The organism is Orlajensenia leifsoniae, from assembly GCF_004570845.1.
GTDB classification, from domain to species: domain Bacteria; phylum Actinomycetota; class Actinomycetes; order Actinomycetales; family Microbacteriaceae; genus Orlajensenia; species Orlajensenia leifsoniae.
Window position 1 is genome coordinate 575,432 of sequence record NZ_SPQZ01000002.1, and the last position, 15,349, is coordinate 590,780.

At 68.1% G+C, this 15,349-nt stretch carries 12 protein-coding genes, 1 tRNA gene and 1 other RNA gene; 8 read left to right on the forward strand and 6 right to left on the reverse strand.

Annotated elements, in window-relative coordinates; genetic code table 11:
• Nucleotides 1-102: 102 nt before the first annotated feature.
• The 6 genes from kdpF to E4M00_RS06785 are packed head-to-tail and all read left to right on the forward strand — an operon-like array spanning nt 103 to nt 7,980.
• Entirely contained in the window at nt 103-192 is a 90-nt protein-coding gene (gene kdpF, locus E4M00_RS06760; RefSeq protein ID WP_135119661.1) for a K(+)-transporting ATPase subunit F, read from the forward strand.
• Nucleotides 193-1,869: a potassium-transporting ATPase subunit KdpA gene (gene kdpA, locus E4M00_RS06765; RefSeq protein WP_135119662.1), complete on the forward strand. Its 1,677-nt coding sequence runs from the start codon at nt 193-195 to the stop codon at nt 1,867-1,869.
• Nucleotides 1,870-1,871: 2 nt separating this feature from the next.
• Nucleotides 1,872-4,055 carry a potassium-transporting ATPase subunit KdpB gene (kdpB, locus tag E4M00_RS06770; RefSeq protein WP_135119663.1) on the forward strand — a complete coding sequence of 728 codons (2,184 nt, stop codon included), beginning with the start codon at nt 1,872-1,874 and terminating at the stop codon, nt 4,053-4,055.
• Between the two features lie 20 nt (nt 4,056-4,075).
• A complete protein-coding gene (gene kdpC / locus E4M00_RS06775) occupies nt 4,076-4,693 on the forward strand; it encodes a potassium-transporting ATPase subunit KdpC (protein WP_135119664.1) in 618 nt (205 codons plus the stop codon).
• Nucleotides 4,690-7,257, forward strand: coding sequence for an ATP-binding protein (locus tag E4M00_RS06780; RefSeq protein ID WP_135119665.1), 2,568 nt, complete (start codon nt 4,690-4,692; stop codon nt 7,255-7,257). The genes kdpC and E4M00_RS06780 overlap by 4 nt, the downstream gene beginning before the upstream one ends.
• Nucleotides 7,258-7,980, forward strand: coding sequence for a response regulator (locus E4M00_RS06785; RefSeq protein ID WP_135119666.1), 723 nt, complete (start codon nt 7,258-7,260; stop codon nt 7,978-7,980).
• 117 nt (nt 7,981-8,097) lie between these two features.
• Here the strand turns inward: E4M00_RS06785 and rnpB are convergent.
• The 5 genes from rnpB to E4M00_RS06810 all read right to left on the reverse strand — a co-directional run bounded on the left by rnpB (nt 8,098) and on the right by E4M00_RS06810 (nt 11,178).
• Nucleotides 8,098-8,472, reverse strand: an RNA gene (gene rnpB / locus E4M00_RS06790) — RNase P RNA component class A.
• Nucleotides 8,473-8,500: 28 nt separating this feature from the next.
• Nucleotides 8,501-9,238, reverse strand: coding sequence for a zinc ribbon domain-containing protein (locus tag E4M00_RS06795; RefSeq protein ID WP_135119667.1), 738 nt, complete (start codon nt 9,236-9,238; stop codon nt 8,501-8,503).
• Nucleotides 9,239-9,260: 22 nt separating this feature from the next.
• On the reverse strand, nt 9,261-10,082 hold the full coding sequence (locus tag E4M00_RS06800; RefSeq protein ID WP_135119668.1) for a Nif3-like dinuclear metal center hexameric protein: 822 nt from the start codon (nt 10,080-10,082) through the stop codon (nt 9,261-9,263).
• Between the two features lie 23 nt (nt 10,083-10,105).
• Nucleotides 10,106-11,038, reverse strand: a complete 933-nt coding sequence (locus E4M00_RS06805) for a DMT family transporter (RefSeq protein WP_167756838.1) — start codon at nt 11,036-11,038, stop codon at nt 10,106-10,108.
• A 67-nt stretch (nt 11,039-11,105) separates the two neighbouring features.
• Nucleotides 11,106-11,178: transfer RNA gene (locus tag E4M00_RS06810), tRNA-Val, on the reverse strand.
• Between the two features lie 53 nt (nt 11,179-11,231).
• Here E4M00_RS06810 and E4M00_RS06815 point away from each other — a divergent pair.
• Nucleotides 11,232-11,921: a hypothetical protein gene (locus E4M00_RS06815; protein ID WP_135119670.1), complete on the forward strand. Its 690-nt coding sequence runs from the start codon at nt 11,232-11,234 to the stop codon at nt 11,919-11,921.
• Nucleotides 11,922-11,943: 22 nt separating this feature from the next.
• Here the strand turns inward: E4M00_RS06815 and E4M00_RS06820 are convergent, their stop codons facing one another.
• Nucleotides 11,944-12,408 carry a peroxiredoxin gene (locus E4M00_RS06820; protein WP_135119671.1) on the reverse strand — a complete coding sequence of 155 codons (465 nt, stop codon included), beginning with the start codon at nt 12,406-12,408 and terminating at the stop codon, nt 11,944-11,946.
• Between the two features lie 209 nt (nt 12,409-12,617).
• On the opposite strand from E4M00_RS06820, the gene aceE reads away from it, so the two are divergent.
• A complete protein-coding gene (aceE, locus tag E4M00_RS06825; RefSeq protein WP_135119672.1) occupies nt 12,618-15,344 on the forward strand; it encodes a pyruvate dehydrogenase (acetyl-transferring), homodimeric type in 2,727 nt (908 codons plus the stop codon).
• Nucleotides 15,345-15,349 lie beyond the last annotated feature (5 nt).

Here is a 15,349-nt window from a genome sequence, read left to right on the forward strand (position 1 = left end):
GTCTTCATCGGAAGAGATCCTCGTGCTCGACATCGTCTTCATCGGGGGGATCGTCGCGCTCGTCGCGCTCGTGACCCTCATCGCTCGCGGGGTGGAACGGCTGTGATCGTCGTCGACATCCTCGCCGGCGTTCTCGCCCTCGCTGCCGTCGCCTACCTCCTGGTGGCCCTGCTCCGACCGGAGCGCTTCTAGATGCCGCCGCTCCTGCTGCTCATCCTGCAGCTCGCCACGCTCGCCCTGCTGCTCGGCATCGTCTATCGTCCTCTCGGCGACTACATGGCGACGGTCTTCACGACGAGGAAGGACCTCGCGGTCGAACGCGGCCTCTACAGGGTCATCGGCGTGAAGAGCGACTCCGACCAGTCCTGGCCCAGCTACTTCCGCAGCGTCATCGCGTTCTCAGCGGTCGGCATCGTTCTGGTGTACGCGGTGCAGCGTCTGCAGGAATACCTGCCGTACGCGCTCGGCCTTCCCGCGGTGCCCGAGAACCTCTCGTTCAACACCGCGATCTCCTTCGTCACCAACACCAACTGGCAGTCGTACTCCCCTGAGCTCACCGTCGGCTACACCGTGCAGATGCTGGGCCTCGCCGTGCAGAACTTCGTCTCGGCGGCCGTCGGAATCGCCGTCGCGATCGCCCTCGTGCGCGGTTTCGCACGCCGATCCAGCCCGACCATCGGCAACTTCTGGGTCGACCTGTTCCGTGGGACGATCCGCATCCTGCTCCCGCTCGCCGCGGTCTTCGCGGTCGTTCTGGTCGTCGGCGGTGTCATCCAGAACTTCTCCGACTACACGGATGCCTCCACCATCGCTGGAGGCACGCAGGCCATCCCAGGCGGCCCCGCTGCCTCGCAGGAGGCCATCAAGCTCCTGGGAACGAACGGCGGCGGCTTCTTCAACGTGAACTCGGCCCACCCGTTCGAGAACCCGACCGGGTGGACGAACCTGGTGGAGATCTTCCTGATGCTCGTCATCCCCTTCGCGCTCCCCCGCACCTTCGGACGGATGGTCGGCGACAACCGCCAGGGCTACGCGATCCTCGCGACGATGGTGGCCTTCTTCATCGTCTCCGTCGCGGCCATGACCGCCTTCGAACTCGCCGGCTCGGGCTCGGCCACGAGCCTCGCCGGGGGTTCTATGGAAGGCAAGGAGCAACGGTTCGGCATCGTCGGGTCGACGATCTTCGGCACGACGAGCACGCTGACGTCCACCGGTGCCGTCAACTCGATGCACGACTCGTACACCGCCCTCGGTGGTGGCATGGCGATGATCAACATGATGCTCGGCGAGGTCGCCCCCGGCGGTGTCGGCGCCGGCCTGTACGGCATCCTGGTCATCGCGATCATCGCCGTCTTCATCGCCGGCCTCATGGTCGGTCGCACTCCCGAGTACCTCGGCAAGAAGATCGGCACCCGAGAGATCAAGCTCGCGAGCCTCTACATCCTCGTCACGCCGACCCTGGTGCTCGTCGGCACGGCCCTGAGCTTCGCCATCCCCGCGGTGCGCGACGATGTCGAGGGCACATCCATCTGGAACTCGGGACTGCACGGCTTCTCCGAGGTGCTCTACGCGTTCACCTCCGCGGCTAACAACAACGGTTCGGCCTTCGCCGGGTTGACCGCGAACACACCGTGGTTCAACACCGCGCTCGCCGTGGCGATGTTCCTCGGGCGCTTCCTTCCGATCCTGTTCGTGCTCGCCCTGGCCGGCTCTCTCGCCGCCCAGGACAGAGTCCCCGTGACCGCGGGCACGCTGCCGACGCACAAGCCCCTGTTCATCGGCCTTCTCTTCGGCACAGTCCTCATCGTGTCGGCACTCACCTACTTCCCCGTTCTCGCGCTGGGTCCCCTGGCTGAAGGGCTGAACTGATCATGTCCACCATCACCGAACCGACACCGACACCTTCGTCGGCGCCGTCGTCTCACCCGTCGACGACGAAGACCGGCGGAGGGGCATTCTCCCCGAAGCAGCTCGTCACGGCCCTCCCCGGAGCCCTGCGCAAACTCGATCCCCGATCGATGTGGCGCAACCCCGTCATGTTCATCGTCGAGGTCGGGGCGGCCATCACTACGGTGCTCGCCGTGGTGGAGCCCTTCGCACCGGCCTTGCGCGAATCCGGCGGCACCGAGATGGCGCCGTCCTTCACCATCGGCATCGCGATCTGGCTGTGGCTGACCGTGATCTTCGCCAACCTCGCCGAGTCCGTGGCCGAGGGCCGTGGCAAGGCCCAGGCGCAGAGTCTGCGCGCCACGAGGACCACGACTGCGGCCCAGAGGGTGGTCGCGTACGACGCGGTGACGGATGCCTCAGCCGAGCACGCGATCGTCGAGGAGACGGCATCCGCCGACCTGCATCTCGGCGACACCGTCGTGGTCGTGGCCGGCGAGCTGATCCCGGGTGACGGCGACATCGTGTGGGGCATCGCCTCGGTCGACGAGTCGGCCATCACGGGCGAGTCGGCACCGGTCGTCCGCGAGTCGGGCGGTGACCGAAGTGCGGTGACCGGAGGAACACGCGTGCTCTCCGACCGCATCGTCGTGCGCATCACCTCGAAGCCGGGCGAGACCTTCGTCGACCGGATGATCCGCCTGGTCGAGGGCGCCTCACGTCAGAAGACGCCCAACGAGATCGCCCTCAACATCCTGCTGGCGACGCTCTCGATCGTCTTCCTGGTGGTCGTGCTCACGATCGGCCCCATCGCGGGCTATTCGGACGCCGCCCCCAGCGTCGTGGTGCTCATCGCCCTGCTCGTCTGCCTCATCCCGACCACCATCGGCGCTCTTCTCTCGGCCATCGGCATCGCCGGCATGGACCGCCTCGTGCAGCACAATGTGCTGGCGATGTCGGGTCGTGCCGTCGAGGCGGCCGGAGACGTCACCACTCTCCTCCTCGACAAGACCGGAACGATCACCTACGGCAATCGTCAGGCGTCGGAGTTCCTCCCCCTGACGGGCGTCGGCGCTGCGGAGCTGGCGATCGCCGCACGGGCGTCGTCGCTCAGCGACCCGACACCCGAGGGCAAGTCCGTCGTCGACCTGGCCGACAGGCAGGGGCACGGAGAGGACACGGCATCCGGTTCCATGGAGCGTCCCGGCGAGGTGGTGCCGTTCACGGCCCAGACCCGCATGAGCGGCGTCGACTACGCTGACGGCTCCATGGTGCGCAAGGGGGCCGCGTCGATGGCCGTCGAGTGGGTGCGCTCGGCCGGGCCCGTGGCATCCGGGACCATCGCAGAACTCGACCAGATCGTGACCCGAGTCTCCGAGGACGGCGGAACGCCACTCGTGGTCGCCACCCGAAGCGCGTCAGGCGACGCACGAATCCTGGGCGTCATCCACCTGAAGGACGTCGTGAAGACCGGGCTCGTCGAGCGTTTCGCCGACCTGCGTCGGATGGGCATCCGCACGGTCATGATCACGGGCGACAACCCGCTGACCGCGAAGGCCATCGCCGCAGAAGCCGGTGTGGACGACTACCTGGCCGAAGCGACGCCCGAGGACAAGATGGCGCTCATCCGCCGCGAGCAGGAGGGAGGCAACCTGGTCGCGATGACGGGGGACGGCACGAACGACGCCCCGGCGCTCGCCCAGGCCGATGTGGGCGTCGCGATGAACACGGGTACCTCGGCGGCGAAGGAGGCCGGCAACATGGTCGACCTCGACTCCGATCCGACCAAGCTCATCGACATCGTGCGCATCGGCAAGCAGCTGCTCATCACCCGCGGCTCGCTCACGACCTTCTCGATCGCGAACGACGTGGCGAAGTACTTCGCCATCATCCCGGCGATGTTCGCCGGGGCCTACCCCGGGCTCGAAGCGCTCAACCTCATGCAGTTGCACTCCCCCGGCTCCGCCATCCTCTCCGCCGTGATCTTCAACGCGATCATCATCGTGATCCTGATCCCGCTCGCCCTGCGCGGTGTGCGCTACCGGGCGGCATCCGCCTCGGGGATCCTCGGTCGCAACCTGCTGATCTACGGACTCGGCGGAGTCATCGCACCGTTCATCGGCATCAAGCTCATCGACATCGTCGTGAGCCTCCTCCCCGGCTTCTGACTCTCGAAGGACTCCATCTCATGTCTCCCCTCCGCGGAACCTCCCGCCAGTACTGGGTCGCGATCCGCGCGATGCTCGTGCTCACGCTCCTTCTGGGAGTGCTCTACCCCCTCGTCATCACGGTCGTCGGCCAGGTCGCCGCGCCTGCCCAGGCGAACGGCTCGCTCGTGCGGATCGATGGGAAGGTCGTCGGCTCGAGCCTGATCGGCCAGGGCTTCACGGATGCCGACGGCAGAGCCCAGCCCGAATGGTTCCAGTCCCGGCCGTCTGCCGCAGGCGACGGCTGGGATGCCGCAGCCTCGAGCGGCAGCAACCTCGGACCGAACAGCGACGACCTCGTGGCTGCGGTCGGCGATCGTCAGTCGGCGATCGAGAAGACCGACGGTGCCGCACTCGCCGACATCCCGGCGGATGCCGTGACGGCATCCGGTTCGGGGCTCGATCCGCACATCAGCCCCGCCTACGCGCGCCTCCAGGTGGAGCGGGTCGCCCAGGCCCGCGACCTACCGGTCGCCGAGGTGTCAGGGCTGGTCGAGTCTATGATTCAGGGACGCGACCTCGGCTATCTCGGCGAACCGACGGTGAACGTGCTGCAGTTGAACATCGCCCTGGCAGAGATGGATTCGGGTAACCAGTGACTCGCGGTCGGTTGAGGGTCCTCCTCGGTGCTGCGCCGGGCGTCGGCAAGACGTACGCGATGCTCGAGGAGGGCCATCGGCTCGTCGCCTCCGGCAGGGACGTGCTGGTCGCCGTCGTCGAGACGCACGGTCGCGCGGCGACGGCGGCCATCCTGGAGGGCTTCGAGGTGCAGCCGCGCACCACCATCGAGCACAGGGGCGTCACGCTCGACGAGATGGATCTCGATGCCGTGCTCGCGCGTCACCCCGAGTTCGCGCTCGTCGACGAACTCGCGCACACGAATGCGCCGGGCTCCCGCAACGAGAAGCGCTGGCAGGACGTGCACGAGCTGCTCGACGCTGGCATCAACGTCTACTCCACCGTCAACATCCAGCACATCGCCTCACTCAACGACGTCGTGCAGCAGATCACGGGCGTGGTGCAGCGGGAGACGATTCCGGATGCCGTCCTGAGGGGTGCCGACCAGATCGAGGTCGTCGACCTCGCCCCGCAGGCGCTCCGGGACAGGCTCTCGGAAGGCCAGGTCTACCCGGCCACACGCATCGATGCCGCGCTCTCCAACTACTTCAGGCTGGGCAACCTCACGGCCCTGCGCGAACTCGCCCTGCTCTGGCTCGCCGACGAGGTGGACAGCTCCCTGAAGCGGTATCGGGCCGAGCAGGGCATCGATGCCAAGTGGGAGGCGCGCGAACGGGTCGTGGTCGCACTCACCGGCGGACCCGAGGGCGAGACTCTGCTTCGACGCGGTGCCAGGATCGCCGCCCGCTCGGCCGGGGGCTCACTCCTCGCGGTGCACGTGATGAGCCAGGACGGACTGCGCGAGTCGCATCCGGGCTCGCTGGCCAGGCAACGAGCACTGGTCGAACAGTTGGGTGGCTCGTACCACCAGGTCGTCGGCGACGACGTTCCGCGCACACTGGTCGATTTCGCCCGCGCGTCGGATGCCACTCAGCTGGTGATCGGCGTCAGCAGACGCAGCCGTCTCGCGGCGCTGCTCAGCGGACCGGGCATCGGCCAGACCGTCATCCGCGAGTCGGGCGACATCGACGTGCACATCGTGTCGCACGCCCAGGCCGGCGGCCGATTCGCCCTCCCCAGACTGACCGGCGGTCTCACGCGTCGACGCCGGGTGTGGGGCTTCGTCGTCGCACTGGTCGTCGGCCCGCTGCTCACCCTCCTGCTGTCGGCCAACCACAGCGATGCGTCGATGGCGAGCGACGTGCTGAGCTACCAGTTGCTCGTCGTCGTGGTGGCGCTCATCGGAGGCTTCTGGCCGGCGATGTTCGCGGCCGTGCTCTCAGGCCTCAGCCTCGACTTCTTCCTCGTGGCACCGCTGCATCACATCACCATCAGCGATCCGCTGCACCTGCTCGCGCTCGGCCTGTTCATGATCGTGGCGGCGCTCGTGAGCTACGTCGTCGACCAGTCCGCCAAGCTCAGCCTGCTCTCGCGACGCAAGGCCAGCGAGGCGGAGCTGCTCGCCACCGTCGCCGGCAGCGTGCTGCGTGGCGACGACGCCCTGCACGCGCTCGTCTCGCGCACTCGGGAGGCCTTCGGCCTCACGGGCGTGCGCCTGCTCGACGGTGGCGCGGTGCTGTACGCCGATGGGGACGGCGACGGCACGGCTGTCACCGAGGCTGCTTCCCGCGGCTCGGCGCATCCGGCGCAGGTGACCTCGCTGCCCGTGGCCGACGATGTCGTGCTGGAACTGACCGGACGCGATCTCGATGCTGCGGACCGCCGGCTTCTCGGGGTCATCATCGTGCAGATCGCGGCAGGCCTCGAGCACTCCCGGCTGGCCGCCACAGCCGAGGAGATCGGACCCCTGGCCGCTGCCGACAGGGTGCGCACTGCTCTGCTCGCCGCCGTCGGGCACGACCTGCGACGACCGCTCGCCTCGGCCACTGCTGCAGTGACGAGCCTGCGTTCGGCCGGCATCCGTCTGGATGACGATGACCGCGCCGCCCTGCTCGACACGGCCGAGGTGTCGCTGCACGCCCTGGCGGCCCTCGTCACCAATCTGCTCGACGTGAGCCGCGTGCAGGCCGGTGTGCTGGCGGTGACCCTCGACGACGTCGACATCGACGACGTGCTGCCGCTGGTGATCGACGAGCTGCAGCTGCCACCGGGAGCCGTGGAACTCGACCTCGCCGACGACGTTCCGGCCGTGCGAGCGGATGCCGTCCTCCTGCAGCGCGCGATCGTGAACATCGTGACGAATGCGCTGCGCTTCGCCCCAGAGGAGACTCCCCCGCTGATCGCCGTGAGCACCTTCGGGGGCCTCGTGCAGCTACGCATCATCGATCGCGGGCCCGGCATCCCCGAGGAGCGTCGCGACGACGCCTTCGTCGCGTTCCAGCGCCTCGGCGACACCGACAACCTCTCGGGCATCGGCCTGGGCCTCGCGATCGCGAGGGGTTTCGTCGAGGGCATGGGCGGCACGCTCGAAGCCGAGACCACTCCCGGTGGAGGATTGACCATGGTGATCAGCCTGGCGGCAGCCGCCGGCGATTCCCGCCCCGATTCGGAGCTCACGGCTCCTCCCCTGACGAAGGAAGCCTGAGTGAAGATCCTCATCGCCGACGACGACCCGCAGATCCTGCGGGCGTTGGGCATCACGCTGACGGCCCACGGCTACGAGGTGGTCGTCGCCCACGACGGACGTCAGGCGATCAGCGAGGCCGCGGCGCAGCATCCCGACCTCATCGTGCTCGACCTCGGCATGCCGCACCTCACGGGCATCGACGTCATCCTCGCCGTGCGCGGATGGACCACCGTGCCGATCCTCGTGGTGTCGGGCCGGGCCGACTCCGCGGACAAGGTCGACGCCCTCGACGCGGGTGCAGACGACTACGTGACCAAGCCGTTCGCGATCGACGAACTGCTGGCGCGCATCCGGGCGCTCACCCGTCGCACTCCGGCGCAGAGCGACGAACCTGTCGTGCGCTTCGGCGACATCACGGTCGACCTCGCCGCGCATCAGGTTCTGCGGGCGACGGATGCCGATCCATCGGCCGAGCCCGCCATCGTGCGGCTCACCCCGACGGAGTGGAAGATGCTCGAGGTGCTCGTGCGCAACCCGCGGCGACTCGTCACCCGCACGACCCTCCTCACCGAGGTGTGGGGTCCGCAGTACACGAACGACACCGGCTACCTGAGGCTCTACGTCTCCCAGCTGCGCAAGAAGCTCGAGCCGGATCCGGCGCATCCGCGCTACCTGCTGACGGAGTCGGGCATGGGCTACAGGTTCGTGCCCGACGAGGAGCCCGTCGCGGCGAGTGAATAGCGCCCGACGCCTCGCCCGAGCGAAGCGAGAGAGTGAGTGGGCCGCCCGCGCCGCGAAGCGGCGCCAATATGCACAGTTCATCAGCCGGCCCACTCGCGAACGAGCGAAGCGAGAGAGTGAGTGGGCCGGCTGATACGCCGGGTTCTGTTCACCGGGCGCTTGCGCGACTCCGGCTGGACGACCATCTCTCTAGGAGCTGCGTTGCCGCAGCCCTCAAGCGGCCTACCCGGGAACGGGACGAGCAGCCCCATCGTTCCCTGTCTGACCTTGCTCCGGGCGAGGTTTACCGAGCCGACCGTGTCACCACGGCCGCTGGTGGGCTCTTACCCCACCGTTTCACCCTTACCGCGGGCCGAGGCCCGTGGCGGTCTGTTCTCTGTGGCACTGTCTCGCGGGTCACCCCGGGTGGGTGTTACCCACCGCCCTGCTCTGCGGAGCCCGGACGTTCCTCGGCACCCGCAGAACGGATGACGCGGTCGTCTTGCCGACCCACTCGAGGAGCAAGCCTACAGCGCGGTGGCTAGATGCCCGATTCCTCCGTGCGCACCAGGATGCGCCCGCAGTCCGGGCAGAACAGCACCTCGTCCGTCGGCGCCGTGCGCACCGTCTCGAGGTCGGATCCGGTGAGTGACATGTTGCAGCCCATGCAGGTGCGAGCCTGCATGAGGGCGGCCCCGACGCCGCCGTTCAGGGTGCGGCGCTTCTCGTAGAGCTCGCGCAGGTCTTCGGGAATCCCGGCCGACACGGCCTCGCGGTCGCGCGCCAGCTCGGCACGCGTGCCCTCGTGAGCGGCCTTGCTGCGATCGCGCTCCTGGGTGGTCACGCTGGCCTCATCGGCGAGCACGGCGCGCTCGCTCTCGATCTCGGCGACGACGGCCTCCTTGTCCTCCACGCGCTCCATGACGTTCAGCTCGATCTCCTCGAGATCGCCCTGACGCTTGCGCAGCGCGAGGAGTTCCGACTCGAGCGCCTGGATGTCCTTGACGGATGCCGTGTGCTGCACGCGCTCGTTGTCTCGGGCGATGCGGGCCTCGACCACGGCCACGTCGGATTCGAGACGGGTGAGCTCGAGCTTGGCGTCGTCGAGTTCGCCGACGGCGCCGATGAGGCGGCGGCGCACGTCCTCGGACTTCGACGCGAGAGCCGCCAGCGTCTTGTCCTCGGGCAGGTTCGCCAGCAGGTGGGTCAACTGCTGCACCCGGGTGTCGATGGCCTGCAGTCGCAGCAGTTCCTTCTGCTCCGTGGGGGTGGCCTTCACGTGGTTCTCCTCTGGTGATGCATTACTGGACGATGACGAAGTCCCAGGGGTCGGTGCGCAGGTCGCTCACCGTCACCTCGAGCTCCGGAAGTGCTGAGCGGAGTTGGTCCGCGGCGGCGTCGAGCCAGAGCCATTCGCTGGCCCAATGCGAGACGTCGATGAGCGCCGGGCCGCGGCCGGCGAGCACTGCCTGCTCGCGCGACTCGGACGCCGGGTGATGACGCAGGTCCGCCGTGATGTAGACGTCGGCGGCGGTGACCTCGGGGTGCCCGAGCAGCGAGTCTCCGGCTCCCCCGCAGACCGCGACGGTCTCGACCCGGGTGTCGTAGTCGCCGGACACTCGGATGCCCGACGCCGTGGCCGGCAGGATCTCCGCCAGAGCGCGCGCCAGCCGGCCGAGCGTCGTCGGCGTCACGAGACGACCGACGCGGCCGAGTCCGGTGTCAGGTGCTGCTCCGGGAACGATGGGATAGACGTCGACGAGTCCGAGGGCATCCGCCAGCACGGCACTGGTGCCCCGATCGACGATGTCGGCGTTCGTGTGCGCCGCGAGCAGGGCGCAGTCCGCTCGGATCAGTCGAGTCAGAAGCGAGCCCTTGTATCGATCCTCGGCGATGCTCGTCACGCCGCGCAGCAACAGCGGGTGGTGCACGAGCAGCAGGTCGCTCTCGGTGGCGATGGCCTCGTCGACGGTGAGGCCGACGGCGTCGACCGCGAGCAGCATCCGTTCGATCGGAGCCGACGGATCACCCGTCACGAGACCCGGGGCGTCCCACGATTCCGCGTTCTCGACAGGCCAGAGTTCCTGCACTACCTGGAGCACATCGGAGAGGGAGGTCGGCACGCATCAACCCTATCGTCGGGCACTCAGAGTCGCGGCGCGTCCAGGGCCGTCGGGCCGCGCCGGGGCAGCACGAGGATGAGGATGCCGACCGCGACGAGCGCCAGGCCGAGCCAGCCGAACAGGTCGAAGCGCTCTCCCACGATCACCACGGCCAGAACCGTCGCGACAGCGGGCTCGATGAGGGTGATCACTGTGGCGGTGCTGCTGCGCACCCAGCGCAGCCCTGCGCCGAACAGCAGGTAGGCCACGAACATCGGCCCGAGGGCGAGGTACCCCGTGATGGCGACGCTCGACCAGCTCTGCAGGAGCGGAGCGCCCGTCACGATCAGCACGGGCGCCAGCAGCACGGCGCCGACGCCGAACAACGCGCCCATCACAGAGCGCGACGAATGTCCGGCACCGATCGCCCGCTCGCTCGCGAAGGTGTAGAGCGCATAGCTGAACGCTGCCACGAGCCCCAGCAGCACCCCCCAGACGGATGCCGCGGCCTCGGTTCCCGCCGATCCTCCCGTCGCCAGCAGCACGACACCCAGCACGGCCACCGCCGTCGCGAGAGCCCACCGCAGCGACACCCGGCGTCGGTCGACGAGGAACTCGAGGATGGCGGCGAAGACCGGGGCAGCGCCGAGGGACACGACGGTGCCGATGGCGACGCCCGCCAGGTGCATCGAGGAGTAGAAGGCCAGCGGATAGGCGAAGACGCCGAGCGACCCGACCAGCAGCCAGACGAGGCTGCGTCGATCCCGGAGGGCTGCCACGGCTCCCCGCGACGAGACGGCGAACAGCAGCACGCCGCCGATGAACATGGTCGCAGCACCCGTGGCCAGCGGGCTGACGTCGCCGGGCAGGAAATGCGCCGCGGTTCCGGTGGTTCCCCACAGGAGCGCTGCGATGACGATCGGAACGACCCCACGGAGACCGGAGCTGTGCTCGACGGAGCCTGAACTGTTCGTCACGATCTTCGGAGGCTATCGGATGCACCTAGTCAGCCATGCCGACGGCGTCGACCGGGTGAGGAGGGAGTGGGCCCTACCGGGCTCGAACCGATGACATCCACGGTGTAAACGTGGCGCTCTACCAACTGAGCTAAAGGCCCTCGACGCGCGAGGCTGCGTTCGATGATACCGGAGCGCGCCTAGACTCACCGCCATGGACCGCCATCCGAGTCGAACCGCACGTTCCGAGCACCGCTGGCCGGCTGTGGCGGCGTTGGTGTTCGCCCTGCTCATCTACGCCCTCATCCCGAACGACCTGCTGCAGGTGCAGCGTTTCGTCGTGGTGGGCATCGGGATCGTGCTGCTCATCCCGCTCATCGTCATCAATCCCCATCACCTCGACAACGAGACGCCCTGGTCCCGGACGGTGTCGGTCGTTCTCGCGTGCGTCGTCGTCCTGTCGAACCAGGTCACTCTCGTGTTCCTGATCTTCCTGCTGGTCGGAGGGACGGACGAGGGACCGAAGCTGCTGCAGTCGGCCCTGCAGGTCTGGGTCACCAATGTGATCGGCTTCGCCCTGCTGTACTGGGAGATCGATCGCGGCGGACCCGTCATGCGCACGATGGCCGCTCGCAAGGACCTGCCGGTCGCCGACTTCCGCTTCCCTCAGGACGAGGACCACGACGCCGTCGACGAGGTCGCCCGCCGCTCGTCTCGTGCGATCGACTGGACGCCGGCCTTCGTCGACTACCTGTACTTCTCGATGTCGAACTCGATGGCGTTCAGCCCGACGGACACGATGCCGCTCTCGCCCCGGGCGAAGATGCTCATGGGCCTGGAGGCGTTCGGCGGCTTCATCATCCTCGCGCTCGTCATCGCCCGCGCGGTCAGCCTCATCGGTTGAGTGACGCGACGACGGATGCCGCTCAGCGGCGGAGCGTGGCCAGGGCGTCGCGGTAGGCGGACAGCGGCCGCGGCTCCCCCGGCTCGCTCTCGAAGCGGGCGCGCACGACGCCATCGACGTCGATGAGGAACGTCGCGCGTCCCGCGTAGCCCCGCTCGGGAAGGAACACCCCGTACGACGACGCCACGTCACCGTGCGGCCAGAAGTCGGTGAGCAGGTCGAAGCCGAAGCCCTCGGCCTCCGCCCACGCCCGCAGGGTGTGCTTCGAGTCCACCGAGATGCCGAGCAGTTCCACGTCTTCCGCGGCGAAGAGCGCCAGGTTGTCGCGGAGCTCGCACAGCTCCCCCGAGCAGGTGCGTGAGAACGCGAGCGGGAAGAACACGAGGGCCACGGCCCGGCGTCCACGGAAGGACTCGAGGGAGACATCCGCCCCGTACTGGTTGACCAGAGTGAACGGCGGGGCCTCATCACCGACTTGCACACCCATGAGCGATCTCCGTCTCGTCGGCCCGACCAGCGTCGAGCGGGAGCCCGGAGGACGGCCCGGGCGGACCATCGCAACGATAGCCGGTGGTTCGGATGCGCCACGGAGGAGAAATAGAATCAATAGGATGGCGAGTTGTGCGGACGCAATCCGACCGCGCGTTTGACGACACGTCCCAGCGGCATGATCTGCCCCCAAATGAGAGGTCGAGTGTGACTGTCAACGACCAGGATCCGTATTCCGTGACGAATGTGGATTCAGACCCGGAGGAAACCGCCGAGTGGACAGAGTCCCTCGACGCCCTCGTCGCCGCTGAGGGCCACGGCCGTGCTCGGGAGATCATCCTCAGCCTGCTGCGCCGCTCGAAGGAGCTGCACCTCGGTGTTCCGATGGTGCCGACGACGGACTACCTCAACACCATCGCTCCCGAGAACGAGCCGACCTTCCCCGGTGACGAAGAGGTCGAACGCCGCTACCGCGCCTGGATGCGCTGGAACGCGGCCGTGCTCGTGCACCGCGCGCAGCGCCCCGGCATCGGTGTCGGCGGCCACATCTCGACCTACGCCGGAGCCGCGTCGCTCTACGAGGTCGGCTTCAACCACTTCTTCCGCGGCCAGGACCACCCCGGCGGCGGCGACCAGATCTTCGTGCAGGGCCACGCCTCCCCCGGCATCTACGGCCGCGCGTTCCTCGAGGGTCGCCTGTCGGCGAACCAGCTCGACGGATTCCGCCAGGAGAAGTCGCAGGCACCCCACGGTCTCTCGTCGTACCCGCATCCGCGTCTCATGCCCGAGTTCTGGCAGTTCCCGACGGTGTCGATGGGCCTCGGCCCGATCAACGCCATATATCAGGCCCAGGCGAACAAGTACCTGACCAACCGCGGCATCAAGGACGCCAGCGACCAGCAGGTGTGGGCGTTCCTCGGCGACGGCGAGATGGACGAGGTCGAGAGCCGCGGAGCCCTCCAGCTCGCGGCGAACGACGGTCTCGACAACCTCAACTTCGTCATCAACTGCAACCTGCAGCGACTCGACGGCCCCGTGCGCGGCAACGGCAAGATCATCCAGGAGCTCGAGAGCTTCTTCCGCGGTGCCGGCTGGAACGTCATCAAGGTCGTCTGGGGCCGCGAGTGGGACGACCTGCTCGCCCGCGACGACGACGGTGCCCTCCGCACCCTCATGAACGTCACCCCCGACGGCGACTACCAGACCTACAAGACCGAGGACGGCGCCTACGTGCGCGAGAACTTCTTCGGTCGCGACCCCCGTGCCCTCGAGCTCGTCAAGGACCTCACCGACGACCAGATCTGGGGCCTCAAGCGCGGCGGCCACGACTACAAGAAGATCTACGCCGCCTTCAAGGCCGCCAGCGAGCACAAGGGCCAGCCCACGGTCATCCTCGCGAAGACGATCAAGGGCTACGGCCTCGGACCGTCGTTCGAGGGCCGCAACGCGACCCACCAGATGAAGAAGATGACGCTGGAGAACCTCAAGGACTTCCGCGACGCCATGCACATCCCGATCACGGATGCGCAGCTCGAGGAGAACCCCTACCTCCCGCCCTACTACCACCCGGGCGAGCAGGACGAGGCGATCCAGTACCTGCAGGAGCGTCGTCGCGCCCTCGGCGGCTACGTCCCCGAGCGTCGCACGAAGCACACGGCGCTCTCGCTGCCTGACGACTCGGCGTACGCCATCGCCAAGAAGGGCTCCGGCACGCAGGAGATCGCCACGACGATGGCCTTCGTGCGCCTGCTCAAGGACCTCATCCGTTCCAAGGACTTCGGCCACCGCATCGTGCCGATCATCCCCGACGAGGCCCGCACCTTCGGCATGGACGCGTTCTTCCCGAACGCGAAGATCTACAACCCCAACGGCCAGCACTACACCTCGGTCGACCGCGAGCTGCTCCTGGCCTACAAGGAGAGCCCGCAGGGACAGATCCTGCACGTCGGCATCAACGAGGCCGGTGCCCTCGCCGCCTTCACGAACATCGGAACCTCGTATGCGACGCAGGGCGAACCCCTCATCCCCGTGTACGTCTTCTACTCGATGTTCGGCTTCCAGCGCACCGGTGACGCCATCTGGGCCGCCGGTGACCAGATGGCCCGCGGCTTCATGATCGGCGCCACCGCCGGTCGTACGACGCTCACGGGTGAGGGCCTCCAGCACGCCGACGGCCACTCGTTGGTGCTCAGCGCCACGAACCCGGCCGTCGTCGCGTACGACGCCGCCTACGGCTACGAGATCGGGCACATCGTGCGCTCCGGCCTCGAGCGCATGTACGGCGGAGAGCACACCGACCCGAACGTGATGTACTACCTGACGGTCTACAACGAGCCGTACGTACAGCCCGCCGAGCCGGAGAACCTCGACGTCGAAGGCGTCGTGCGCGGCATCTACAAGCTGGCTGACGGCACTGTCGCCGGCCCGAAGACGCAGCTGCTCGCCTCCGGTGTCTCCGTGCCCTGGGCGCTCGAGGCCCAGAAGCTGCTCGCCGAGGACTGGGGCGTCTCCGCCGACGTCTGGAGCGTCACGAGCTGGTCGGAGCTGCGACGTGACGGTCTCGCCGCCGAGTCGCACAACTTCCTGAACCCGGATGCCGCTCCGCAGTCGCCGTACGTCTGGCAGAAGCTGGCCGGAGCCCAGGGCCCGTTCGTCGCCGTGACGGACTTCTCGCACGCCGTCCCCGACCAGATCCGCCAGTTCGTGCCCGGGCAGTACGCCACGCTCGGTGCCGACGACTTCGGATTCTCGGACACCCGCGCCGCCGCCCGTCGCTTCTTCAAGATCGACGGCCCGTCGGTCGTGGTGCGCGCTCTCGAGCTCCTCGCCTCGCGCGGTGAGGTCGACCGCAGCCTCCCGGCCCAGGCCATCGAGAAGTACAAGCTGCACGACGTGAACGCTGGAACCACCGGCAATGCCGGGGGCGAGAGCTAACAGCG